Below are 26,613 nucleotides of genomic sequence, written 5' to 3'. Positions count from 1 at the left end.
TTCGCGGGTGTGAGTCAGCTTTCTTCGTTGGCCAACCAGCGGTACGAGACACCGCCGATGACAGCACCCAACAGCGGTGCCAGCCAAAACAGCCACAATTGCTCGATGGCCCAGCCGCCGACGAGCAACGCCGGACCGGTACTGCGGGCCGGGTTGACGGAGGTGTTGGTGACCGGAATCGAGATCAGGTGAATGAGCGTCAGGGCCAGGCCGATGGCAATCGGTGCCAGCCCGGCCGGTGCGCGTTTATCGGTGGCGCCGAGGATGATCAGGATGAACATCGCCGTCATGACCAGCTCGGTCACAAAACCGGCCGCCATTGAATAGCCACCGGGCGAATGCTCGCCGTAGCCGTTCGAGGCCAGGCCGGACGCGGCCAGGTCAAAGCCTTCCTTGCCGCTGGCGATGACGTAGATCAGCGCGGCGGCCAACACCCCGCCGATGACCTGGGCGATGATGTAGGCAGGCAATTCCTTGGCCGGAAACCGCCCGCCCACGTACAAGCCCACCGACACGGCCGGGTTCAGGTGGCAGCCGGAGATATGCCCAATGGCGAACGCCATGGTCAGCACCGTCAGGCCGAACGCCAGGGCCACCCCCAGCACGCCAATCCCGGAAGCGGCCAATACCGCGCTGCCGCAGCCGCCCAACACCAGCCAGAACGTACCCAACAACTCAGTCGTTGAACGTTTGAATAAAGACATAAGCATCCTTGAAAAACAGTCGTGATAATCGGTTATGCATCCAGCAGATTACGACAGGTTCATCTCCAGAACCTGAGCTGAGTACAGCAGAGTGTGGCGACAAATCCAGCGGCATAAAAAAACCGCCAGCGTCATGGACGGTGGCGGTTTTGGCCGTGGTCGGCGGGGAGTATGCCGTGGCTGTGTGGGCAGGATGATTGCTGGACAGAATTTTTCAGAAAGGCCTTGGTTGTTGGGCTGACCTTGTCGATTCGCACAAGACTATGTGGCGAGGGAGCTTGCTCCCGCTGGGGTGCGAAGCGCCCCTGAAAATCGAGCGTCACCCCATAGAGCCGGGTGGAGCTCAACCTTGTTGGGGCTGCTGCGCAGCCCAGCGGGAGCAAGCTCCCTCGCCACAGGGGCAACTGTGTCAGGTAGACATCAGTCTATCCCTACGAACCCACCCGTCTGGTGCTGCCACAACCGGGCGTACAACCCGCCATGGGCCAGCAGCTCGGCGTGGCTGCCGGTTTCGGCGATGCGGCCGTTTTCCAACACCACCAGGCGGTCCATCCGAGCGATGGTGGAGAGGCGGTGGGCGATGGCGATCACCGTCTTGCCTTGCATCAGGGTCTCGAGGCTTTCCTGAATCGCCGCCTCGACTTCCGAATCCAGCGCTGAGGTCGCTTCGTCCATGATCAGGATTGGCGCGTCCTTGAGCAGCACCCGGGCGATGGCGATGCGCTGGCGCTGGCCGCCGGAGAGTTTCACGCCGCGCTCGCCGACATGGGCGTCAAAACCGGTGCGGCCTTCAGAGTCCGACAGCAGTGGGATGAACTCATCGGCACGGGCCTTGTGGACCGCTTCCCAGAGTTGCGCGTCAGTGGCGTCGGGCTTGCCATAAAGCAAATTGTCGCGAATCGAGCGATGCAGCAGCGACGTGTCCTGGGTGATCATGCCGATGCGCTCGCGCAGGCTTTCCTGGCCGACTTCGGCGATGTCCTGGCCGTCGATGAGAATGCGCCCGCCCTGCACGTCATAGAGGCGCAGCAGCAAGTTCACCAGGGTGGATTTACCTGCGCCAGACGGGCCGATCAGGCCGATTTTCTCGCCCGGCTTGATAGTCAGGTTGAGATCGCCGATCACCCCGCTTTTCTTGCCGTAGTGGAAATCCACGTGCTCGAAACGCACCTCGCCACGGGCCACCGTCAGGGGCTTGGCCTGGTCGCGGTCGGTGACGCTGACCGGTTGGGCGATGGTCTGCAGGCCGTCCTGGACCATGCCGATGTTTTCGAAAATGCCGTTGACCACCCACATGATCCAGCCGGACATGTTGACGATGCGAATCACCAGCCCGGTCGCCAGGGCAATGGCGCCCACGCTGATCAACGACTGGGTCCACAGCCACAGGGCCAGCCCGGTGGTGCCGACGATCAGCATCCCGTTCATGCTGGTGATGACCACGTCCATGCTGGTCACCACACGGCCTGCCAGTTGGGCTTTTTCGGTCTGTTCCTGGATCGCTTCGCGGGCGTATTGCTGCTCGAAGTTGGTATGGGCGAACAGCTTCAGGGTGGTGATGTTGGTGTAGCCGTCGACGATCCGGCCCATGAGCTTGGAGCGGGCGTCGGACGATATCACCGAGCGCTCCTTGACCCTCGGCACGAAGTAACACAGCGCGCCGATATAGGCGGCGATCCACATCAGCAGCGGAATCATCAGGCGCCAGTCGGCTTCAGCGAACAGCACCAGCGAGCTGACCGCATAGATCAGCACATGCCACAAGGCGTCCACGGCCTGTACGGCTGAATCACGCAGCGAGTTGCCGGTCTGCATGATGCGCTGGGCGATGCGCCCGGCGAAGTCGTTCTGGAAAAAGTTAAGGCTCTGCTTGAGCACATAACTGTGGTTCTGCCAGCGGATGAGGCTGGTCATGCCGGGGCTCAGGGTCTGGTGCACCAGCAGGTCGTGCAGGGCCACGAAGATTGGCCGCAAGACCAGCGCCACCACCGCCATCCAGGCCAGTTCCAGGCCATGGTCCTTGAAGAAGTTGACGTTGGGCGCACCCTGGGTCAGGTCGATGATGCGGCTCAGGTAGCTGAACAGCGCGACCTCGATCAGCGCGCCAATCAGGCCCACCACCAGCAGCACGGCGAAGCTGGGCCAGACCTGTTTCAGGTAATAGGTGTAGAAGGGCAGGACCCGGTTCGGCGGGGCCGAGGTTGGGGCGTCGCGGAAGATATCGATCAGTGTTTCGAAGCGGCGATAAACCATCTGTAAATGCCCTGGCAGGGGCTCTCCTTTTTGCTATGAGCGGCGCGGGATTGCCGTCGCCGCTCAGGCTTGCCGTGTGCCGCCTCAGTCGATGCGCTTGGCCGACTTGATGAGCACAGGGTCGATCGGCACGTTTTGCATGCCTTGTTTGGTAGTGGTCTGGGAATTGACGATGATGTCCACCACGTCCATGCCCTTGACCACTTTGGCGAACACCGCGTAACCGGCGTCACGGCCCGGGTCGAGGAACGCATTGTCGGCCACGTTGATGAAGAACTGGCTGGTGGCCGAGTCCGGGTTGGACGTGCGGGCCATCGACAAGGTGCCGCGAACGTTGTGCAGGCCGTTACTGGCTTCGTTCTTGATCGGCGGCTTGGTTTCCTTTTGTTGCATCTGTGTGGTGAAGCCGCCGCCCTGGGCCATGAAGCCTGGGATCACGCGATGGAAGATCGTGTTGTTGTAGAACCCGCTGTCCACGTACCCAAGGAAATTCTTGGTGCTGATGGGGGCCTTGACCGGGTCCAGTTCGATTTCGATCTGGCCGTTGGTAGTGTCCAGCAATACGTGTGGCGCTGGCGCGGCCATCAGGTTGGCGGCAAACAGTACGGTGCCGGCGGCGAGGGCAATTTTTTTCAGCATGGGGTCAGTGGTCCTGAGTGGTGGAGTCGACTGCGGTCAGAAATTCGAGCAGGGTTTGGTTGAAACGTTCGGGTTGATCCAGCGGGGTAGCGTGCCGGGAATCGGCGATCACCACCAGCCGAGCATCGGGCAGCAGCTTTACATAGGCTTCTTTCAGCGCCACCGGGGTGTAGTCGTGGTCGGCACAAATGACCAGGGTTGGACAGGCCACTTGCGACAGCCGTTCCTGCACGCCCCATCCGACGATGGCATCGAAGCTGGCGAGATAAGCACGTTTGTCGTTTTTTGCCCAGCGCCGAGCCATTTCCAGGCGTAACTCGGTTTGCTCGGGTTTGGGAAATAATTTCGCGCCCAGGCCCTTGCCGATGGTTCCCAGGCTGAGGATACGCATCAGGCTCCAGCGCTTGAACCATTGCCAACAGTCATCGGGCGTGCGGACTTTGATTTCGGGCGCGCTGTTGACAATGCACAGGCTCTTGATGAGACCGGGTTGGTCCACCGCCAGTTGAAAGCAGATCATGCCACCCATGGACCAGCCCACCAGATGCACGGGGCCGAGGTCCAGATGTTCGATCAGGGCGATCAAGTCGGCGCTGAACCCTTCGATGCTGTAGCGCTCGTGCGGTTTGTCGGAACGCCCATGACCGCGCACGTCCACCACGATCAGGTGATAACGGGCAGAAAACACCGGGATCTGGCTTTCCCAGTCGCGGGTACTGGAGCCCAGCCCGTGAACCAGCAGCAAGGGCGCGCCGTGGCCGTATTCCTCGTAGTGCAAATTGCAATCTTCGTGGGCGAAATAGGCCATCGGTGAAGTCCTTGTCAGGCTTGTTCAGGGGCGGCGAACGGAGCATCCAGCGGCGCGGTGTCGAAGGTGCGCAGCAGTTCGATGAGGATCTGCGTGGCCGGGCCCAGGGGCTTTTCCTTGTTCGAGAACAGATAGAAGGTGGAATTGCGGGTGCCTCCCTGTTCCAAGGGTAGACGCTTGAGCAAACCCTCTCTGAGTTCCCGTTCGATCATGTGCCGAGGCAGCCAGGCGAAGCCCAGGCCGCTGCCGACAAACGTCGCGGCGGTGGCCAGGCTGCCCACCGTCCAGCGCTGTTCGGCGCCGAGCCAGCCGACATCCCGTGGTTGCTGGCGACCGGAGTCGCGGATCACCACTTGCAACTGGCTTTCCAGGTCTTGGAAGTTCAGCTCGCGATTGAGACGGTGCAGGGCATGCTCGGGATGGGCCACCGCGACGAACTCGACATCGCTCAATTCCGCGCCCAGGAAACCGGGAATACTGAAGCCGCTGATGGCCAGGTCGGCCACGCCTTCGAGCAGCACTTCTTCGACACCGGACAACACCTCCTCACGCAGGCGCACCCGGCAGCCACGGCTTTGCGGCATGAACGCGGTCAAGGCGCGTACCAGGCGGGCGTTGGGGTAGGCGGCGTCGACCACCAGGCGCACCTCTGCTTCCCAGCCTTGTTCCATGTGGTGGGCAAGGTCTTCCAGCTGGCTGGCCTGTTTAACCAACTGCCGGGAGCGGCGCAGCAACACGCCACCGGCCTCGGTCAGCACAGCCTTGCGTCCGTCGATGCGCAGCAGCGGCACGCCGAGTTGATCCTGCATGCGGGCCACGGTGTAGCTCACCGATGACTGGGAACGATGCAGCACTTCGGCGGCCTGGGCGAAACCACCGTGGTCCACCACCGCCTGCAACGTTCGCCATTGATCAAGGGTCACGCGGGGCGCTTTCATATTGAGCTCCTCTTGTCCTAAGCTGGCGGTCCCTTGTGGAGACTGCCGAATGAAGAAAATCTGTTGTGCGCTGCTGGCCTTGCTGCCGCTGACTGCGTTTGCGTACCCGATCGATGTGGAGAAACACCTCAACGGCCTGAGCATCGACTACACCGCCTATGACACTGATGCCGACATCGGCTCCATCCAGGTCAACAACTACGGCAGCACCGACGCGGCCTGCACCGTGGTGTTTCGCAACGGCCCCGAAGCGCCTCGCACCCGCCGGATCGAAGTCGCCGCCGGCAAGTTCAAGAACGCCACGGCCAAGTTCAACCGCAATATCATCAAGCTGCGTATCCAGCTGACCTGCCAGCCGAAATAGGCCAGAGCAGGCAGCGACACTGCTTGCTTCGCTTATAAACGAAATTATCGATGCTTTACAGCAGTTATTTGCGCTTTTTCATCGATATGCTCGCGTTTAACCTTCACTCCATCGACTGACAACATTCTCAGATGGAGCCTACAAGCCATGTCCCGCGTTCTGATCATCGAAAGCAGTGCCCGCCAGCAAGACTCGGTTTCCCGTCAACTGACCCAGACCTTCATCAGCCAGTGGAAAGCCGCGCACCCGGCCGATGAAATCAGCGTTCGGGACCTGGCCATCAACCCTGTGCCGCACCTGGACGCCAATCTGCTGGGTGGCTGGATGAAGCCCGCCGAGCAGCGCAACGACATCGAAAACGCCTCGCTGGAGCGCTCCAACCAACTGACCGATGAATTGCTGGCCGCCGACGTGCTGGTGATGGCTGCACCGATGTACAACTTCGCCATCCCGAGCACTCTGAAAGCCTGGCTCGACCACGTGCTGCGTGCCGGCGTGACCTTCAAATATACCCCCACCGGTCCCCAGGGCCTCCTGGCCGGCAAGCGCGCCTTCGTGCTGACTGCTCGCGGTGGCATCCATGCCGGTGGCAGCACCGACCATCAGGAACCCTACCTGCGCCAAGTCATGGGCTTCATCGGCATCCACGACGTGACCTTCATCCATGCCGAAGGCATGAATCTGGGCGGCGACTTCCAGGAGAAGGGCCTGAATCAGGCCAACGCCAAGCTGTCCCAGGTCGCCTGATCCGTTAATCCTCGGGTAATCGCCAGGTGGTCTAGTGACCTGGCGCTTCCCTTCAAACCGTTCTGCGCATCGAACCTCCCTTCGCACTTGTTGCTCCTGAGTGCATCAGCCCGATTGAACGCTTTAGCGAGATCGGGCTTTTTTTTGCCTGGGATTCCATGGCTCGCCGCGCAACCCTTGTGGGAGCGGGCAAGCTCGCTCCCACAGTGTCCAGTGCTGGTCTGGCTATTGCGGTTAGCGACAACCACCAAAACCCGCTATCTTCGCCGCCATTCGAAACGAGGGGCGTATGGGCTATCTACTTTTTGTGACGCTGATCCAGGCGTTTTCCTTCAGCCTGATCGGCGAGTACCTGGCTGGGCATGTGGACAGCTACTTCGCCGTGCTGGTGCGGGTCTTACTGGCCGGGCTGGTGTTCATTCCGCTGACACGCTGGCGCCAGGTGGAGCCGGCGTTCATGCGCGGCATGCTGTTGATTGGTGCCTTGCAGTTCGGTGTGACCTACGTGTGCCTGTACCTGAGCTTTCGGGTGCTGACGGTGCCCGAGGTGTTGCTCTTTACCATCCTGACGCCCCTGCACGTGACCTTGATCGAAGATGCGCTGAACCGCCGCTTCAATCCCTGGGCGCTGATTGCGGCCCTGGTGGCTGTGGCCGGCGCGGCGGTGATTCGCTACGACCGGATCAATCCGGATTTCTTCATGGGTTTTTTGCTGCTGCAACTGGCCAATTTCACCTACGCGGCGGGGCAGGTGCTGTACAAGCATTTGGTGGCGCGCCATCCGAGCGACCTGCCGCACTACCGGCGTTTCGGCTATTTCTACTTGGGCGCGCTGGCCGTGGCGCTGCCGGCCTTCCTGCTGTTCGGCAAAACCAACTTCTGGCCTGAAGCGCCGTTGCAATGGGGCGTGCTGGTATTCCTTGGCCTGGTCTCCACTGCGTTGGGGTTGTATTGGTGGAACAAAGGCGCCTGCCTGGTCAATGGCGGGACGCTGGCGGTGATGAACAACCTGCACGTGCCGGTGGGGCTGCTGGTGAACCTGCTGATCTGGAACCAGCATGAGGCACTGGGGCGGCTGTTGCTGGGCGGGTCGGTGATCCTGGCGGCGGTGTGGATCAGTCGGTTGGGGATCCGCCAATCGCCAGCTACACGCTGATCCCTGTGGGAGCGGGCTTGCTCGCGAAGGCTTCGTTTCAGTCGATATATCCGTTGCCTGAAACTCCGCTTTCGCGAGCAAGCCCGCTCCCACAGGGTGATGTGTTTTAGGTTCAGACCACCTGCTTCTGCGGCTCTGAAATAGAACTCGCGCCCAGCATTGCCGGCAGCAACCCCGAGCGCAGATCCGTGCCGCTCGGCTGCTGATACAGGTTCAGCCCGAACTCCGGCATGACCGCCAGCAAGTAATCGAAAATATCCCCCTGGATGCGTTCGTAGTCGGTCCATGCAGTGGTGCGGGTGAAGCAATAGATTTCCAGCGGGATGCCTTGGGCGGTGGTCTGCAGTTGGCGGACCATGCAGGTCATGTTCGGCTGTACCTCCGGGTGGCTTTTCAAATAGGCCAGGGCATAGGCGCGGAAGGTGCCCAGGTTGGTCATGCGCCGACGGTTGGCCGACATTGCCGCGACGTTGCCCTGGGCTTCGTTCCAGGCCTTGAGTTCGGCTTGCTTGCGGCCGATGTAGTCGGTCAGCAGGCGAACCTGGGTCAGGCGCTGCTCTTCCTCGTCATGTAAAAAACGCACGCCGCTGGCGTCGATGAACAGGCTGCGCTTGATCCGTCGTCCGCCAGACTGCTGCATGCCGCGCCAGTTCTTGAACGACTCGGACATCAACCGCCAAGTGGGAATCGAGACGATGGTCTTGTCGAAATTCTGCACCTTGACCGTGTGCAGCGTGATGTCCACCACATCACCGTCGGCGCCGACCTGAGGCATCTCGATCCAGTCGCCGACCCGCAACATGTCGTTACTGGTCAGCTGCACACTGGCGACGAACGACAAGAGGGTGTCCTTGTAGACCAACAGGATCACCGCCGACATCGCACCCAGGCCCGACAGCAGCAACAGCGGCGAACGGTCGATCAGCGTGGCGACGATGATGATCGCGCCAAACACATACAGCACCATCTTCGTCAGTTGCACGTAGCCTTTGATCGAGCGCGTGCGGGCATGCTCGGTACGGGCGTAGACATCCAGCAGGGCGCTGAGCAAGGCGCTGAAGGCCAGCACCATGAACAGAACGGTGAAGGCTGTGGCGATATTGCCGAGAAAAATCAGACTCGTCTTGCTGAGCTCCGGCACCAGGTGCAGGCCAAACTGGATGATCAGCGACGGCGTAGTCTGCGCCAGGCGATGGAAGACTTTGTTCTGGCGCAGGTCGTTGACCCAATGCAATGCCGGTTGACGGCCAAGCAATTTGGCCGCGTGCAGGATCAGGTAGCGCGCCACGCGTCCGAGCACCAAGGCAATGACCAGCAGCAACATCAGGGCGAGGCTGGAATGCAGGAGCGGGTGCTGGTCAAGGGCACCCCAGAGGTCTTGGATGTTGACCCAGAGTTGTTTGATGTCCATGGACGAAACGGTTCTTCTATAGAGACGCGACAGGGCGATTAGAGCATTTAAGCCCGCAGAAGTGACTGTTGATGAAGAATCGCCCTATAAAAATCCATTGATTTACTGCCGTTTGTATAAAGAAACTCGGCCTTCGCGCTCGAAACCGTTACCCTATGCAGCTGTTTTTTTGCATTTCTTCGAGGTAGCACCCGTGTTTTCCCAATTCGCCCTGCACGAACGCCTGCTCAAAGCCGTGGCCGAGCTTAAATTTGTCGAGCCAACGCCGGTGCAGGCAGCGGCTATTCCGCTCGCGCTCCAGGGGCGTGACCTGCGGGTGACGGCGCAAACCGGCAGTGGCAAGACCGCCGCGTTCGTGCTGCCGATCCTCAACCGCCTGATCGGCCCGGCCAAGGTCCGCGTCAGCATCAAGACGCTGATCCTGCTGCCGACCCGTGAACTGGCCCAGCAGACCTTGAAGGAAGTGGAGCGCTTCTCGCAATTCACCTTCATCAAGTCCGGCCTGATCACCGGCGGCGAAGATTTCAAGGTCCAGGCCGCCATGCTGCGCAAGGTGCCGGACATTCTGATCGGCACGCCGGGGCGGATGATCGAGCAATTGAACGCCGGCAACCTCGACCTCAAGGAAGTCGAAGTGCTGGTGCTGGACGAAGCCGACCGCATGCTGGACATGGGCTTCTCCGAAGACGTACAGCGCCTGGTGGACGAATGCACCAACCGCCAGCAGACCATGCTGTTCTCCGCCACGACCGGTGGTTCGGGCCTGCGCGAGATGATCGCCAAGGTGCTGAACAACCCCGAGCACTTGCAGCTCAACGCGGTGAGCCAGCTCAACTCCACCACTCGCCAGCAGATCATCACCGCTGACCACAACCAGCACAAAGAGCAGATCGTGAACTGGTTGCTGGCCAACGAGACCTACGAAAAAGCCATCGTGTTCACCAACACCCGGGCCATGGCCGACCGCATCTACGGTCGCCTGGTGGCCCAGGATTACAAGGCGTTCGTGCTGCACGGTGAAAAGGACCAGAAAGACCGTAAGTTGGCCATCGACCGCCTCAAGCAAGGCGGCGTGAAAATCCTCGTCGCCACCGACGTCGCCGCCCGTGGCCTGGACGTGGACGGCCTGGACATGGTCATCAACTTCGACATGCCCCGCAGCGGCGACGAGTACGTGCATCGCATTGGTCGTACCGGCCGTGCCGGCAACGATGGCCTGGCGATCTCGCTGATCTGCCACGGTGACTGGAACCTGATGTCGAGTATCGAGCGCTACCTCAAGCAGAGCTTCGAGCGCCGCACCATCAAGGAAGTCAAAGGCACCTACGGCGGACCTAAAAAGGTCAAGGCCTCGGGCAAGGCTGTCGGTGTGAAGAAGAAAAAAGTCGACGCCAAGGGCGACAAGAAAAAAGCCGGCGCCAAGGGCCCGACCAAGCGCAAGACCGCCAACCGCCCGAAGAGCGACACCCCATCGCTGGTGAGCAAGGACGGTTTGGCCCCGCTCAAGCGCCGCAAGCCAGAAGCGCCAGCCGCTGAATGAAGCGGCAGTAATGCTCCATAAAAAAACCGGACCTTGGGTCCGGTTTTTTTATGGCTAATTAAACCTTGTGGTGAGAGAGCAAGCTCGCTTACCACAAAAGCTGGCGGTGTTAGGTCTGGGGAGTCACTCCGCCTTCTTCTGCGCTTCTTCCAGCTCATGCATGCGCCTATCGATCAACTGGCATTTATCCGGCACGTCCTTGCTGGAGGTTTCCAGATCCATGGCCTGCAACTGGTCATTCATCTCCTTGGCCTTGGATGGGTCCTGTTCGGTGAGCTTGGCGATTTTATCCGCCAGTTGTTCACGCTTGATGGTCGCTTCCTCAGGCGTGCAGTTAGCCCAGGCGGGCAGGGCACAAGTGAGGGTGGCGGCGAGGGTGAGTTTCAACAGGGTTTTCATGAGAGGCCTCGTATTCCTTGTTGGGCAGGTAAGGGGTTGAGGCCGGGGTTGGCTGGAAAGTTCATTGACGGCGAGCTGTTGGCCTGTCTGTCCGTTTCGCAGGAGGTTTCTGGCTCTGCCTGGGATCTTTCACACATGTGTACCGGAGGCTTCTGATTTCAGATGAACGGTTTCAGCAATAGCCTTGAAGTTCAAACCATTTAGTTGACGCCAAAATGATGGCTCATTAACATCGCGCCACTATTTTGATGTCACTTTTGTTCGAGGGATCGACCATGTCCTCACCCGCCTTTTGGGCGAGGTTGTGCCTGGCTTTGCTATGCCTTTCTCCGCTGACCCTGGCTCACGCCGCCCCCACGCCTGGCGACACCGACCTGATCCGCGAGCGCCAGAATCGTTTGCTCGAAGAGCAGCGCCGTCGTCTCGAGGAACTCCAGGACCTGCCGGGCAAGGCCGCTGCGCCGATCGAGCCGACCGCTCCGGCGCAGACTCGCTGCTTCCCGATCAAGACCATCGAGCTCAAAGGCGCCGACAGCCTCTCCGCCAGCGAGCGCGAGGGACTGCTCAAACCCTACATCGGTCAATGCCTGGGCGTGCCGCAGCTCAACGAGTTGCTCAAAGTCATCACCGACCACTACATCGACAAAGGCCTGGTCACCAGCCGCGCCTATCTGCCACAGCAGGATTTGTCTTCTGGACATTTGAATGTACTGGTGGTGGAAGGACGGCTTGAAGGGCTCAAGGGGGCCGAGAACAGCAAACTCTCGGACCGCGAATTGGCGATGGTATTCCCTGGCAAGGCCGGCGACCTGGTCAACCTGCGGGAGATCGAGCAGATGGTGGACCAGCTCAATCGCCTGCCGTCGAACCAGGCGAAGATGGAGCTGACCCCTGGGCAGAGCGTCGGTGGCAGTGAAGTACGTGTGACCAACGAACCGAAGAAGCCTTGGCGCGCAGGCTTGTCGCGCAGCAACGACGGCCAGCGCAGCACGGGCGAGCAGCAGTGGGGCACCAGCTTCGAATGGGACAGTCCGCTGGGCTTGGCCGATCAGCTGATGTTGCGCGGCGGTCATGACGCGATGACCGACCACCAGCACACCTCCAACAACGCCATGCTCAATTACAACTTGCCCTTGGGTTGGTGGAACGTCAGCTACACCTACAGCCAGAGCGAGTATCGCTCGCAAATCCCGGCCAACGGTTTCAATTTCAAGCAGACCGGCGACAGCCAGAACCATCAGTTGCGGGTCGAGCGGGTGATTCATCGCGACGCCCTGAGCAAGACCTCCCTCAACACTGGCCTTGCGTACTTGCGCACCAACAACTTCATCGAAGACAGCAAGTTGGCGGTGAGCAGCAATCGCTTGAGCGAAGCCCAGTTCGGCATCAACCATGGCCGTCGGCTCGGCAATGCCTTCGTCAACCTGGACTTGGGTATGCAGCAAGGCATCGGCGCTTTTGATGCCCAGGACGACAACGATCCCGGCCCCGGCCAGGCCAACGCCCGCTATCGCAAATACACCGCCACCGCCAGTTACTTGCAGCCCTTCAAGCTGTGGGACGAATCCTTCAGCTTCAGCAGCCTGATGACCGGCCAGCGCAGTGAAGACGTGCTGTTCAGTCCGCAGCGCATGAGCCTGGGCGGCCAGTCGTCGATTCGCGGCTACAAGGACTAATCCCTCTCCGGTGACAGCGGCGGCTACTGGCGCAACGACCTGCGTTGGAGTCGCCCGGTAACCCTGGAATGGCTGCGCCCGGTGTTCGCCGAGTACGGCACCAGCCTCGGTTATGACCAGGGTGCGATTCGGGGTGACCGCTACAACGGTGACCAGCACGGGCGCATGTCGAGCAACGCGGTGGAGTTGTTCGCCCGTGGTGAGCACCTGAGTGCCAGCGTCACCTTCGCCCACTCCCTGGAGCGCCCGGATGCCCTGACCGAGCGCGAAGCGCCGATCTACTTCCGCGTGGATGCATTCCTCTAATTTCGCTGCGACGAGACTTGATCATGGACGACCGCCAATACACTTTCCTGGCCCGCCAACCTTCTGCTGCCTTGCAACCCCGCGAGCAATTCTGGGGCATGCCCAAGCGTGGCCTGGCGTTCCTGTTGGCCAACGTCATGTTCTGGCAGCCGATGTGGGCCCAGGCCGAAGGCATTGTGGTCAGTGCGCCGGGCACCGGCCTGGACCGGGCAGGCAACGGCGTGCCCATCGTCAACATCGCCAAGCCCAACGGCAACGGCCTGTCTCATAACCAGTTCAGCGATTACAACGTCGGCAGCAACGGTGTGATCCTCAACAACGCCACGTCCCGCACCCAATCGACTCAGTTGGGCGGGATCATCCTCGGCAACCCGAATCTCAATGGCACGGCCGCCACGACCATCCTCAACGAAGTCAACGGCGGCAACCCCAGCCAATTGCGCGGCTATACCGAAGTAGCGGGGCAGTCGGCTCACGTCATCGTCGCCAACCCCTACGGCATCACTTGCAACGGCTGCGGCTTCATCAACAGCCCGCAAGTGACCTTGAGCACCGGTAAGCCGATTGTCGAAAATGGCCAATTGAACCGCTATCAAGTGGACCAGGGCAGCGTCGCCATCGAAGGCGCGGGCCTCAATGCGAACAATGTCGACCGTTTCGAAATCATCACCCGCAGCGCGAAAATCAACGCCGAGATCCAGGCGAAAAACCTGACCATCGTCGCCGGCCGCAACGACGTCGACGCCAACACCCTCAACGCCACCGCCCGCGCGGATGATGGCAGCGCCAAACCGCAACTGGCCATCGACTCTTCGGCGCTGGGTGGCATGTACGCCGGGGCCATCAAACTGGTGGGCACCGAGGCCGGTGTCGGGGTGAAGCTGGACGGCAAACTGATCGCCAGCGGCGGTGATATCCAGCTCGACGCCAACGGTCAGTTGAGCCTGGCAGAGACATCCGCCAGCGGTGCGGTGAGCGTCAAGGCCGCCAGTCTCAACGCCCAGGGACCGGTTTATGCCGGCACTGCGCTGAACGTTCAAACCCAAGGTGACCTGACCAACCAGCAAACCCTCGCGGCGCGCGACAGCATCGTGCTCAACGCCGGTGGGCTATTGAGCAACAACGGCATCATCGAAGCCGGCGTCAACGCCGATACCACGCGCAATGCGACGGGTGATGTGAGCGTTACGGCGCAGAACCTGAACAACAACGGCAAGAGCATCGTCGCCAGTCGTAGCCTGACGGCCAACGTTGCGCAAACGCTGAACAACCAGGGCGGGACGTTGAGCGCCGGGCAAGCCACCTCGGTCAAAGCCGCGACTCTGGACAACCAGAACAAAGGGCGGGTGCTGAGCAGCAACACCCTGGATTTAACTGCCGATAAGCTCATCAACGTGCAAGGCCTCGTCAGCAGCAATGGCAGCCTGACGGCCAATATTGGGCAGTTGAATAACAGCAGCGGCCAACTCAACAGTCTGGGTAACGTCACGTTGCGCGTCGCTGCCCTGGATAACGTGGCGGGCCTGGTATCAGCCGGGCAAGTACTGGACATCAATGCCAGCGGCCAGGTGAACAACCAGAGCGGTCGCCTCACCGCCACCAAGGGCGCCCGACTCAATGCTGCGTCGCTGGATAACACCGCCGGTCGTCTGCTCAGTGACGGCGCACTCACGGCCACCCTCTCGGCGCAGTTGCTCAATCAGGCCGGTCTGCTCTCATCGGCGGGGCTGCTGACCCTCAGCGCGGCGAGCCTGGACAATCGCCAGGGCGGCGTGGTCACCACCACCCAGGCTGCAGGCCTCAACGTCGGCAAGCTCGATAACCGAGGCGGCGAAGTGTCGAGCCAGGGTGCTTTGGTGCTGGCCGGCAGCGAGCTGGACAATAGCATCGGCAAATTGATCGCCTACGGCGACCTGCGCCTGACCCTCGAACGCCTGATCAACCAAAGCAAGGGTCTGGTTTCCACCCGTGCCACCTTGGCCGTTGACGCGAGCGAAGTGGACAACCGCCAGGGTTCGCTTTATGCCCAACAAGGTTTGAACCTGGCCCTGCGTGGTCAGTTGCTCAACGCTCAAGGCAGCGTGAAAAGCGACACCACGGCCAGTATCAAAGCAGTCGGGATGAATAACGACGCCGGTCAAATATCCAGCATCGGCGCATTGAACATCGACAGCGCCGCGACCCTGAGCAACCTCGGCGGTAGCGTCATCAGCGGCGACACATTGCGGCTAAAGGCAGGCCAGGTGAATAACGCCGACGGTCGCTTAGCGAGCGCCAAGGCCCTGGAGGCCAGCGTTACCGGTCTGGATCAACAGAACGGCCAATTGGTCAGCAACACCAGCCTTGCCCTCGACCTCAACCACGGGCAATTGAATAACCTGGGCGGTCTGATCACCACCCCGGGTCTGCTGGTGTTGAAAAACCTGGCGGCGGTCAACAACCGCGAGGGTGAGATATCCAGCGACAAGGCCTTCAGCCTGGTCGCCACGAGCCTGGACAACAGTGCCGGCTCTATCGTCAGCAAGCAGAGCCTCAACCTGGTTGTTGCCCAAGCATTGAGCAATGCCAAAGGTCTTGTCTCGGCCAATGGCCTTGATGTGCGCGCAGCCAGCCTGGATAACAGCAGTGGCACCTTGGGCAGCGACGCCGACTTGACCGTCAACGTCGACGGGACGCTGAACAACCTGGATGGCGAAATCTCCAGCGCTGGCCTGACCCGGCTCAACGCGATGGCGCTCGATAACAGCAACGGCCAGGTCCTGGGCGACAATGCCTTGAACGTCACCCTTGGCGGAGCGCTGGACAACCGCAACGGTGTGCTCGGTTCGGGCAAGGTTGTGGGTATCCAGGCGGCGAGCCTGGACAACCGCAACGGCGGACAGCTGATCAGCGACGGCACCCTGACCGCGCGCATCAGCGGCCTACTGGACAATCAGCTGCTGGGTACGGTGGCTGCCAAAGGCGTGCTCGATCTGCAAACCGGCCGTTTCGACAACCGTGGCGGTCGTCTGACCGGCAATGACCTGTTGACCGTGCGCAGCGATTCGCTCGACAACCGCGGCGGCAACATTCGCGCTGATAAAGCATTGCAACTGACGGTCGCGCAACTGGACAACCGTAACAACGGCCTGATTACCGGCAAGGCCGGCATTAACGTCGAAGGCACGCGACTGGATAACAGCGGCGGCCTGTTGACCAGCGTCGGCCCGCTCAACCTCAAAGCCGCCGAAGTGCAGAACGGCCTCGGTCGCATCTCCAGCCAGACCGACCTCACCGCTGTCATCGATACCTTGCAGCAGCAGGGCGGTGCACTGGTCTCCCAAGGCAACCTGAGCCTGACCGGCAACACACTGGATAACCGCAACGGCGGATTGGTCGGCACCACAAAAGCGCTGAATGTGCAGGTCGGGCAGATCGATAACCGCGCGGGCGAACTGTCCGCCGGTTTGGGTGTGAAGGTCGGCGGCCAGCGGCTGGACAACAGCGCGGGCGGCAAACTGATTGCCGGCACTGACCTTGAATTGAAAGTCGATCAGCTCATCAACCAGAGCAAAGGCCTGATCCACGCCCAAGGCAGCATAAGCGTGATCGGTCGCACATTCGACAACAGCGAAGGCGCACTCGATAGCCTAAATGGCTTGGTGATCACGCTCGATCGCGCACTGTTGAACAGCAAAGGCCTGATCAGCAGCGAGGGCGAACTGACAGTCAACGCGGGCAGCGTCGACAACTCTGCTGGCAGCCTGGGCAGCGCGGGTGCGTTGACGATTACCAGCGCGGATGGATTGATTAACCAGGGCGGCTCCATCAGCACCGATGCCACCTTGACCCTCACAAGCGCCAGTCTGGACAACAGCCAAAAGGGCCTTATTTCGGGCAAGGCCGCGACCCAAGTCACCACCGGTGCGCTTGATAATAGCCAGGGTGGGCGCCTGACCTCGGGCAACACACTCAAACTCACTGCAGCCCAGGTGAATAACGCCGCTGGCCGTATCGCCAGCAGCCAGGCCTTGACCGCGTCGGTCACCGGGCTCGATCAACAGCTAGGCGAATTGTTCAGCAACACCAGCCTGAGCCTGGACATGAATCAGGGCCAGTTGAATAACCAGGGCGGCTTGATCAACACCGCCGGTGTGTTGCTGTTGAGCAACCTAAAGGACGTCAACAACCAGAACGGAGAAATCTCCAGCCAACAGGCGTTCACCCTGGCGACGCAGAACCTCGATAACAGCGGCGGCAAACTGATCAGCAACCAAGGCCTGACGCTCAGAACTGCGCAGGCGTTGATCAACGCCAAGGGGGTCATCTCTGCCGCGTCCGTGGACAGTCGCAGCGACAGCCTGGACAACAGCGACGGCCTGATCAGCAGCCGTGCTCAGCTTGACCTGAACGTTAAAAACACACTCGACAACCAGCGCGGTTCGTTGATCGCCGACGGTGCGTTGCTACTGGTTGCCAATCGCCTGGACAACCGTGCCGGCAGCATTGCCGGCAAGACCGGGCTCACCGCCACCGTCGCCACAATGGATAACCGTAAAGGCACGCTGGTCAGCACCGACGCCCTGACGCTGAAAGCGTCGAGCCTCGACAATCGTCAGGCCGGTCTGGTCGGCGCGACAAAAGCGCTGGATCTCAATGTTGATGAGCTCGACAACCGTGGCGGCGAGCTGACGGGCACTGCCGACGTCATGCTGGCAGGTCAGAGCTTCGACAACAGCGATGGCGGCCAGGTGTTCGCCGGCCAAACGTTGAAGTTGACCGTGGACAAAGTGCTCAACCGCACCAAAGGCTTGCTCAGTGCCAAGGCCCAGTTGAGCCTCGACGGCGGATCGTTGGATAACAGCGGCGGCTTTTTGATCAGCCAACAAAATCAACGCATCGATCTGAGCAGCGATCTGATCAACGCCCAAGGCCAGCTCAGCAGCGAAGGCACATTGAAGGTCAGCGCGGCCAACCTGAGCAACACCGGGGGCAGTCTCTCCAGCGCGGCGGACCTTACCGTGCAGAGCCTGGGGCGACTCGACAACCAAGGCGGCGAGCTGGTGACTGACGGCGCGTTGCTGCTGACCAGTACCTCACTGGACAACCGCCAGCAGGGCAGCATCAGCGGCAAAGGCGCGGTCACCGTTACCACCGGCGCGTTCAATAATAGCCAGAGCGGCCGCCTCAACAGCGGCAGCACGCTGGGCCTCAACGCTGCCCAGGTCACCAACCAGGACGGCGGACGCATCGGCAGCCAAGGTGCGTTGACCGCATCGGTGTCCGGCCTGGATCAACAGGGCGGTCAACTGTTCAGCAACACCTCGCTGAGCCTGGACCTGAACAACGGCCAGCTCAACAATCAGGGCGGCTTGATCAATGCCCCTGGCACGCTGTTGCTGAAAAACCTCAACGGCGTGAACAACCAGGGCGGTGAAATCTCCAGCGCCCAAGCCCTCACCCTGACGGCTAAAAAACTCAACAACGATGCCGGCCGGCTGCTCAGCAACCAGGGCTTGACCCTGCGCATCGTCCAGGCACTGAACAACGTCAAAGGCATGATTGGCGCGGCCAGCGTCGATGCCCAGGCGCAAAGCCTGAACAACAACGGCGGCACGCTCACCAGTCGCGGCAATCTTGTCCTGGCGATCGATCAGCAACTGGATAACCAGGCACAGGGGCTCATCAACGCCGCGCAGTTACTGACAATCAACAGCGGCGATTTGAACAACCAGGGCGGCAGTATGCTGGCGGGCGACGCGTTGGTCCTCGATGCCATGGCGCTGAACAACAGCGCCAACGGCTTGATCAACGCCCAAGCCAACCTCACCCTTCGCGCCGACTCGCTGGATTCCAGCAACGGCGGTGAGGTGTCGACCAAGGGCGACATGAACCTGACCTTGGCCGCATTGACCCAAAACGGCGGGCGCTTGCTGGGCGAGAAGGCCCTCACGCTGAACCTGGGCAATCATGACCTGAACAACCGCAATGGCCTCATCACCGCAAAAGGCCCGCTGACCCTCAACGGCCTGCGCAACCTGGACAACCAGGGCGGCGAGATTTCCAGTAGCCAAAGCTTCACTCTCAGCGGCCAGAAGCTCGACAACAGCGGCGGCAAGCTGATCAGCAGCCAGAGCCTGAGCCTCGACGGCGACACCTTGCTCAACCAGAACGGCTTGATCTCCGGCTGGCAGGGTGTGGATGTCAACGGCACCAGCCTCGACAACCGCAACAACGGCACGCTCTCCAGCCGCAATGGAGACATCGGCCTGACCCTCAGCGGGGCGCTGCTCAACAGCGGCGCCGGTGCACTGGTCGGCCAGAACAAACTCACCGTCAGCGCCGCCAGCCTGGACAACAGCAGCGGCGGGATTCTTTCCAGCGGCGGCGATCAGACCCTGACTGTCACGGGTGGTTTGCTGAACAACGCCCAAGGCGGCTTGATCGACAGCGGCGCTCTGCTCGTCATGAACGCCATGGCCCTGGGCAATGCCGGCGGCACCGTCAACGCCCTAAAAGCCCTGAGCTTCACCGGCACCAGCCTGGATAACAGCGGCGGCAACCTGATCGGCAACGCCGCCGTGACCTTGGACTTGCTCGGCGCCCTGACCAACACCAATGGCAAGATCGCCAGCGCCGGCCCACTGCGCGTCGAACGCGCTACGCAAATCAACAACCAGGGTGGCCAGATCGCCAGCCAAGGCCTGCTGATCCTGCTTACCGGCGGCCTGGACAACCGCAATCGCGGCACCGTCGCGGCCAATGATCAACTCATCCTGAATACCGCAGGCGCGGTGCAGAACGACGCCGATGGCTTGATCTACAGCCAGAACGGCGGCGTGCAAATCGACGCGGCCAGCCTTGGCAACGGCAAGGGTGTCGTGCAAAGCCAGGGCGCTTTGAAACTCACCGTGGCTGGCGATATCGACAACCAGAGCGGGCGCATTCAAGCCAAGGCCGGTGACGTGACTCTCGTCGGGCGCGATGTCGATAACCGCGGCGGCGTACTCGCCAGCCTGCAAGGTCTGCTCACCACGCAACTGACCGGCGTGCTGAAAAACGGCTACGACCTGAACAACAACCGCCAGGGCGGCATCACCCAGGCCCAACGCCTGAGCCTGACCGCGCTGGGCGGAGTCGACAACTACGGCGGGCGCATCTCGGCGCAGACCGGTGACGCCATCGTCGCAACCCGCAACTTCGATAACCGCAACGGCGGCCTCTATGCCAAGGGCAAGGTCAGCGTCACCGGTAACGACTTCGATAACAGCGGAGATAACGACGGGCAGATTGCCGGCAGCCAGATCGATCTGAACCTCACCGGCGCGTTGAACAACCGCCTGGGGATTATCGAGAGCGACAGCACCCTGGCGATCAAGGCGGCGAGCCTGGATAACCAGACTGGGCAGTTGCGGGCGTTGGGTAGCGGTGGCAAGACCGACTTTCAGATTGGTGGGTTGTTTGATAACCGCAACGGCACGGTTGAAAGCGCTAACAGTGACCTGATCCTCAACGCGTCACGCTTCCAGAACCTGGGCGGCAGCCTGTTGCATGTAGGCAACGGCGTCTTTGATATCTCCACGGCCAACATCACCAACGCAGGCGGCAGCCTCGTCACGCGTGGCGGGTTGACGCTGACCGCTGACAACTGGACCAACAGCAGCGTAATCCAGGCGGGGCGACTGACCGTCAACGTGAACAACCTGACTCAAACGGGTTCTGGGCAGTTGCTGGCTTCTACCAGCCTGGTGGGGAGTGGGGGGAATTGGAGTAACGATGGGCTGATTGCCAGTGATGGTTCGATCAGTCTTACGTTGGGCGGGAGTTATGGTGGCAACGGGCGCTACAGCAGCCTGGGTAACCTGGCCCTGACGGCAGCCTCGATGAATCTGGGCAGCGGGGGCAGCATCGCCAGCGGGGGAGACGCCACACTCAATATCGGTGGACAACTCAACAACTACGGTCGCATGACTGCCGCCTCCGCCCTGACCGTCAATGCCGGCTCAATCAACAACTACGGGACGCTGGGCAGCGGCGGCAACCTGCGCCTGGTCGCGTCCAGCCTGCTCAACCAGAATGGCTTGATCTTCAGCGGCGCGGACATGGCGTTGCGCGTGAACGACTTCACCAACCGTTTTGCCGATGTCTATGGCACGGGCAATATCAGCATCAGTCGCGATGACAGCAACGCCTGGAGCGCTTCGATTGCCAATATCTCGGCATCGATTGAAAGCGGCGGCGACTTGAACCTGGCGGCGGATCGTATCGAGAACCGCAAGGATGTGTTCGAGGCTACGGGTGGGTTGGTGTCGGGTGCTATCGGGGTTCAGTGTTATTCGTGTTCTTCGTTTGATGGCTTTCAACCGCACTTTCCCGGCTATCTGGTTTGGGTGGAGAACTACCACTCACAAATCGTCCAGGACTCTGCATCCGCCAGTATCGCCGCAGGTCGAAATTTTACGGGCAACGGTCGAGAGCTGCTCAACAACGCCTCGACCATCAGTGCAGGCAATGACCTGACGTTGAACCTGCAGAGCTTCACCAACGAGGGTGCGGCGGTGGGCGATTACATCGTTAGACGCTCGCTCTCGGCCCCCGGCGACAACTTGTCACGGTGGCATCAGATCATGGATTACAACGCCGCCAATGACCCTTCCTATGATTCGGGAGCTGCCGGATATCGGGATGGCGACTTTATTAGCCCAAATTTGCACGTATGGAACAGTCAGGGTGTTGAGTCCATCTCCCGTGTAGGGGGACGCCTCAGTGGGGGCGAAGCGATGCGTTTCTTCAACTTCGGCGGGATATGGGCGGAGTTTGCCGGTGGGCACTACAGTTTTACCCCAGCACATTACAGCGACGGCGTGCGCACCGACGCTCCCGCTTTTGTAAAAAACGGTGTCTTCTTTGAAAACACCATCACCTACGATGGTCCCTCGAACTTCGCCAGTGCCGTCGTACAGGCCGGCGGTGCGGTGCACATCAATGCAAGCCAAAACCTCACCAACAGTGTAGTGCGTGAAGGTGTCACTTTAACCGGTGGTGCCTCCAAAGTTGGCTCGACCCAACTCAGCGGCCAGGTGACGCCGGCCGTTATACAGATCAATGGTCAGCTCCCGCCCAACCTCGCACAACAACAGGTCAATCCATTGACTCTTCCGGGTTTCAGTTTACCCACGGGGCAAAACGGTCTGTTTCGCTTGAGCGGCCAAGGCGGGTCGGCTCAACAGGCGACCCAAGTCAACTCCGGGCCACAAAGCTGGAGCATGAACAGCGCCTCGATCAGCACCGCCCAGCGTCAGCAGGACCTGCCTGATACACAGGCGCGTAGCGTACAGATCGGTGCTAGCGCCCCAGTGGCCTCCAGCGATCGACAACTGATCGCGACCATTCGTCAAACCACCGGCAGCAATGTGAGCGCCAGTGCGCTCAACGTCAGTGCCCCCGTTGAAAGCGGCGGCCACTCTACACCAATGCCCGCCCGCCACAGCGGCTCTGTCGCCGTTACCGAAGTGGAGGCTGTCAATGTCGACGGCACCAGTCTGAACCCAACGACCAACCTCGTCCCGCTGGCCGGTAATGTGGTCACCACACCAATGGCCGCCCTGACAGTCACTCGGGTTCAAGGCTTACCGGACACCTCTTTCAAATCCAAGCCGCAAAAATACCTGATCGAGACCAATCCGGTGCTCACCGACCTTAAGTCATTCATGAGTTCGGATTACCTGCTGAAAAATCTTGGCTACGACCCGGATGTAAGCGCCAAGCGTCTGGGCGATGGTTTCTATGAGCAGAAGTTGATCCAGGAAGCAGTAGTTGCCCGCACCGGCCAGCGCTTTATCGACGGCCAAACCTCAAATGAGGACATGTTCAAGTACCTGATGAACAACGCCATCGCCAGCAAACAGGAGCTCGGCCTGTCGGTGGGCGTGACGCTGACCTCGGAACAAGTCGCGGCGTTGACCCATGACATCGTCTGGCTGGAAGAGCATGAGGTGAACGGCGAGAAAGTGCTGGTGCCGGTGTTGTATATGGCCCAGGTGAACAATCGCCTAGCGCCGAATGGGGCGTTGATTCATGGGGCGGATGTCAAGCTGATTGCTGGTCAGGATTTGATGAACGCCGGTACTTTGCGGGCGACTAACAACCTTAGTGCTTCGGCGGGTAACGATCTTGTTAACAGTGGCCTGATCGAAGCGGGTGCGCGGTTGGATCTGCTGGCAGGCAATAACATCATTAATAAGGCCGGTGGTGTTATTGCTGGACGTGATGTGAGCATGGTCACCCTCTTGGGAGACGTGATCAATGAGCGTTCTGTTGGCGCTACTGGTGACAACACGCATCTGCATCGAGAGTTCGTCGACAGTGCCGCGCGTATTGAGGCTGCAAATGACCTGAGTATCAATGCTGGGCGGGATTTCATCAGCAATGGTGGTGTGCTCGATAGTGGGCGAGACACGCGCATCGATGCCGGTCGAGATGTGAGTATCGTCACCGCTGAGCAGCGCAACAGCGGAAACCTCGGAAAGCAGACCTCCAGTATCATTCAATACGGTTCTTCGCTCGACATCGGTCGGGACATGACTATCCGTGCGGGTCGAGACATTGCTGAAATTGGCAGTCAGATTGACGCCAAGCGTGACATCGGTATGACGGCCGTCGAAAACATTCTGCTGAGTTCCGCAGCGGATGAAACCCATTCCTATTCCAAATCCAAGAAACTCACGACGCAAGAGGATCACGTCAAGCAGGTTGGTAGCAGTTTGACGGCGGGTGGCGACGTTACCCTCGATGCCGGCAAGGACATGACGCTGATCTCGACCCGCATCACTGCTGGCGACGAAGCCTACCTGGTAGCCGGTGACAAACTTGAACTGCTGGCTGCACAGGACAGTGATTATTCGCTGTATGACAAGAAGAAAAAAGGTAGTTGGGGCAGTAAGCAAACACAGCGCGACGAGGTTACAAAGGTCATCAATGTCGGAAGCGAGATCACTACGGGGGGCGATCTGACTCTGGTGAGTGGAGGAGACCAGCGGTACCAAGCGGCGGAACTCAACAGCGGCAATGACCTCATCATAGACAGCGGTGGCGACATCACATTTGAAGGTGTTAAGGACCTGCGTCAAGAGAGTCATGAAAAAAGCAAGTCCAGTGCCGTCTGGTTCACCATGAAGGGCAAAGGTCGTACCGACGAGACCCTTCGTCAGAGCGAACTGACGGCCCAAGGCGACCTTATGATCAATGCGGTGGGCAAAATCCACGCGGACGTTCGGCAGATCAACAAGCAGACGGTGACCGAATCAATCGATGCGATGGTCAAGGCCGATCCGAAGCTAGCGTGGCTCAAGGAACTGGATGCACAGGGCGGTGTTGACTGGCGACAGGTACAAGAGATCCATACCAGCTTCAAGTACTCGAACTCCGGTCTGGGCCCGGCAGCTCAGCTGATAATTGCCATTCTGATGACCGTCCTGCTTGGCCCTGCTGGCGCTGGCCTGAGCGGTGCAACCCTGGCAGGCGCCGCCAGCCTGGCAACTACCGGCACGGTTGCGACCATCAACAACAAGGGCGACCTGGGTGCCGGGTTGAAAGCGGTGGTCAGCAAAGACGGCCTTACCGACGCGGCTATCGCGACCATTACTGCCGGTGTGGCCGATAAGTATCTTGGCAATATGACCATGACCAAGCAGGTCAATGGCAAGACGGTAATTGACTTAGGTTCGATCGAAGCCGTCAGCCATTTTGCGGGTCAGCAACTGATCAACAACGCATCTGCGGCTGCGATCGCCAAAGCTTTCGGTCGGGACGTTACGTTGGCGAGCATCCTGCAGTCGACGGTCTACAACACCCTGGCGGCATACTCCTTCGATCAGGTAGGTAACCTCGACCTGAAGACCGGCAGCCCGGAAAAGATCGCCCTACATGCGTTGGTAGGCGGCATGATCGCTGAAGCGTCGGGCAGCGACTTCGCTGTCGGTGCCATGGCGGCAGGTGTGAACGAGACGTTCGCTAACCAATTGCGGCGGATGTCGGCTCAGATGAGTCCGGAGTATCGCGACCACCTGATGCTGATGGCCTCGCAACTGCTAGGCGTAGTGGCCGCTGCCGCCGTAGCTGGCGACGATGCGAATAGTTTGCAGACCGGCTCGTATGTGGCTGGCAATGCGACGCAGTACAACAACCTCAACCACCACGACATGAGTGATTTCGTCGGGGATATGAACGCTTGTGGTACTAACGAGACTTGTCAGAAAAACACGTGGGTAGGAGGGAAGTACGAACAAAGAAGTAATGAAATTACTGATTGGTCTGAGAAGGCCGTAAGCGGAGCTTTTGCTAAATCCTTGCTTACCTCGATTCAGGGCGGCTTGACTGCGTTGCAGGATCTTAAATGTACAACTCCGACCTGCACGCAATATAAGGATACGTTGACCGAGCGTGCATTGGATGACTTGACGAACCTGGCGAAGGTCACTGACCAATGGGAAAATGCAACAAGCTTGGCTGCGTTGGTGATACCGGGCTCCGGTGGTGCACGCGGTCCTGGCGCTGGCGAAGGAGGTGTTTCTCCTAGGGTTCAGGCGGCTCTTGATAAATTCCAAGAAGCCAAGGCTGTTCGCAATGGAGCGTCTACGGGCAAGAATGGTGGTATTGCGGAACAAGCCACTCTGCCGACAGGCTACCGAGAAGGTACTTCAGCAGGGGCCTCGTTCAACACGACGGGCGGCTTGCCCGACGGCTATCGCAGAGTCATCAACACCAAGACCGGAAATACGGAGGTTTTGGCGGCGGACGGCAAGCTCTATCTTGAGACTAGCAATGGACTGACTCCGAAGGCTGGGGGTAATCTTAGCGGGTTGGTTGAGGCGGAAAATAGTATTGCTGGTGCAAAAGGAGTGTCAGGTTCGACTCTGACAAGAGACGAATTGATCTCGGGCTTGCCTGTAGGCACTAAGATCACACCAGAAAATGTGGTTGATATCCGTAGACTGCCAGACGGCCGAACCGTCTGGCTGGAAAATGGTACTGATGCCGCCGGGTTGCAACACATCTACAAGCGACACGAGGTCGACTTTATCAATAAAGGGATCTCCCGGGATGACATTCCAAATGTTGTGATGAATGCTCTTGAGCGTGGAAAAGTTGTCGGGACCAATGGTTCGGCTAACGTTTATCGCATCACTTACAATGGTGTTGAACAAAATATTGCTGTTGGGGTTGGCTCAAACGGCTTCGTGGTTCGAGCTAATCCGGTCAGCTCTTGGAAGCCATTGCCATGATCAGGTTAAGACTAACAAGTGAGTATTTGGCTGGGCCGATATTCTGCCCAGATCCGGATAGAATGGGGCACATTGATATTGAAGATCTGCCGATTTCTCAAGAGTTGAGGGCCAAAATCAGTAAGTGGGACGGTGAGTATCAGGCGACGTTCAACAGTGACTACCCGCCAGATTCTGGTTTTACCACGCCTGAGGCAGAGCTTCGGCACATAGCCGAAGGGATGCAACTGGCCAAATCGATACAACAAGAACTAGAGAGTGATTATACGGTGGAGTACTGCCCATAGCCGATAATTAGTCGGTGCAAAAGGAAAAAAGGGGACAGATTTGAATGGCACTTCCTTAGCGGCTAAACGCTTGAACTGAAAGCAAAAAATGAAGAGGGGCTGGTCTTGGACTACGGTGATAGT

The 26,613-nt window shown here is 59.8% G+C and carries 13 protein-coding genes and 1 pseudogene; 7 read left to right on the top strand and 7 right to left on the bottom strand.

Features of this window, described 5'->3' with window-relative positions; all coding sequences use genetic code 11:
* Positions 1-14: 14 nt before the first annotated feature.
* The 5 genes from aqpZ to AD663_RS19670 all read right to left on the bottom strand — a co-directional run bounded on the left by aqpZ (position 15) and on the right by AD663_RS19670 (position 5,342).
* The gene (gene aqpZ, locus AD663_RS19690; RefSeq protein ID WP_003184193.1) at positions 15-704 is read right to left on the bottom strand and encodes an aquaporin Z; all 690 of its coding nucleotides are present in this window, start codon (positions 702-704) and stop codon (positions 15-17) included.
* 420 nt (positions 705-1,124) lie between these two features.
* Positions 1,125-2,957 (bottom strand): ABC transporter ATP-binding protein, encoded by a 1,833-nt coding sequence (locus AD663_RS19685; RefSeq protein ID WP_053214395.1) that lies wholly within the window; start codon positions 2,955-2,957, stop codon positions 1,125-1,127.
* A gap of 84 nt (positions 2,958-3,041) precedes the next feature.
* Complete coding sequence (locus AD663_RS19680) at positions 3,042-3,596, bottom strand: peptidylprolyl isomerase (RefSeq protein ID WP_053214394.1); 555 nt, start codon at positions 3,594-3,596, stop codon at positions 3,042-3,044.
* Positions 3,597-3,600: 4 nt separating this feature from the next.
* Positions 3,601-4,404 carry an alpha/beta fold hydrolase gene (locus tag AD663_RS19675; RefSeq protein WP_053214393.1) on the bottom strand — a complete coding sequence of 268 codons (804 nt, stop codon included), beginning with the start codon at positions 4,402-4,404 and terminating at the stop codon, positions 3,601-3,603.
* A gap of 14 nt (positions 4,405-4,418) precedes the next feature.
* Positions 4,419-5,342: a LysR family transcriptional regulator gene (locus AD663_RS19670; protein ID WP_003184183.1), complete on the bottom strand. Its 924-nt coding sequence runs from the start codon at positions 5,340-5,342 to the stop codon at positions 4,419-4,421.
* A gap of 49 nt (positions 5,343-5,391) precedes the next feature.
* On the opposite strand from AD663_RS19670, the gene AD663_RS19665 reads away from it, so the two are divergent.
* The 3 genes from AD663_RS19665 (at position 5,392) to AD663_RS19655 (ending at position 7,609) form a co-directional block, all read left to right on the top strand.
* Positions 5,392-5,706: a hypothetical protein gene (locus AD663_RS19665; RefSeq protein ID WP_003184181.1), complete on the top strand. Its 315-nt coding sequence runs from the start codon at positions 5,392-5,394 to the stop codon at positions 5,704-5,706.
* A 147-nt stretch (positions 5,707-5,853) separates the two neighbouring features.
* The gene (locus AD663_RS19660) at positions 5,854-6,453 is read left to right on the top strand and encodes an FMN-dependent NADH-azoreductase (RefSeq protein ID WP_003184179.1); all 600 of its coding nucleotides are present in this window, start codon (positions 5,854-5,856) and stop codon (positions 6,451-6,453) included.
* Positions 6,454-6,742: 289 nt separating this feature from the next.
* Positions 6,743-7,609, top strand: a complete 867-nt coding sequence (locus tag AD663_RS19655) for a carboxylate/amino acid/amine transporter (RefSeq protein ID WP_003184178.1) — start codon at positions 6,743-6,745, stop codon at positions 7,607-7,609.
* Between the two features lie 112 nt (positions 7,610-7,721).
* Here AD663_RS19655 and AD663_RS19650 read toward each other — a convergent pair whose 3' ends face one another.
* Positions 7,722-9,020 (bottom strand): mechanosensitive ion channel family protein, encoded by a 1,299-nt coding sequence (locus AD663_RS19650; RefSeq protein ID WP_003184176.1) that lies wholly within the window; start codon positions 9,018-9,020, stop codon positions 7,722-7,724.
* A 193-nt stretch (positions 9,021-9,213) separates the two neighbouring features.
* Here AD663_RS19650 and AD663_RS19645 point away from each other — a divergent pair, with 193 nt between their 5' ends.
* Positions 9,214-10,560 carry a DEAD/DEAH box helicase gene (locus AD663_RS19645; protein WP_003184173.1) on the top strand — a complete coding sequence of 449 codons (1,347 nt, stop codon included), beginning with the start codon at positions 9,214-9,216 and terminating at the stop codon, positions 10,558-10,560.
* Between the two features lie 123 nt (positions 10,561-10,683).
* On the opposite strand, the gene AD663_RS19640 is transcribed toward AD663_RS19645, so the two are convergent.
* Positions 10,684-10,959: a hypothetical protein gene (locus AD663_RS19640; protein WP_003184171.1), complete on the bottom strand. Its 276-nt coding sequence runs from the start codon at positions 10,957-10,959 to the stop codon at positions 10,684-10,686.
* A 275-nt stretch (positions 10,960-11,234) separates the two neighbouring features.
* Here AD663_RS19640 and AD663_RS19635 point away from each other — a divergent pair.
* From AD663_RS19635 to AD663_RS19625, 3 genes and pseudogenes are all read left to right on the top strand, one after another.
* A pseudogene (locus AD663_RS19635) lies at positions 11,235-12,941 on the top strand (ShlB/FhaC/HecB family hemolysin secretion/activation protein).
* Positions 12,942-12,964: 23 nt separating this feature from the next.
* Complete coding sequence (locus AD663_RS19630) at positions 12,965-26,203, top strand: filamentous hemagglutinin N-terminal domain-containing protein (protein ID WP_053214392.1); 13,239 nt, start codon at positions 12,965-12,967, stop codon at positions 26,201-26,203.
* Positions 26,200-26,490, top strand: coding sequence for a hypothetical protein (locus AD663_RS19625; RefSeq protein WP_050551582.1), 291 nt, complete (start codon positions 26,200-26,202; stop codon positions 26,488-26,490). Before AD663_RS19630 ends, AD663_RS19625 begins: the two co-directional genes overlap by 4 nt.
* Positions 26,491-26,613: the final 123 nt, after the last annotated feature.

The organism is Pseudomonas sp. Q12-87 (assembly GCF_001269755.1).
In the GTDB taxonomy this organism is placed as follows: domain Bacteria; phylum Pseudomonadota; class Gammaproteobacteria; order Pseudomonadales; family Pseudomonadaceae; genus Aquipseudomonas; species Aquipseudomonas fluorescens_S.
The sequence above is the reverse complement of the archived record's forward strand: the minus strand, read 5'-3'. Positions and strand labels throughout refer to the sequence as shown.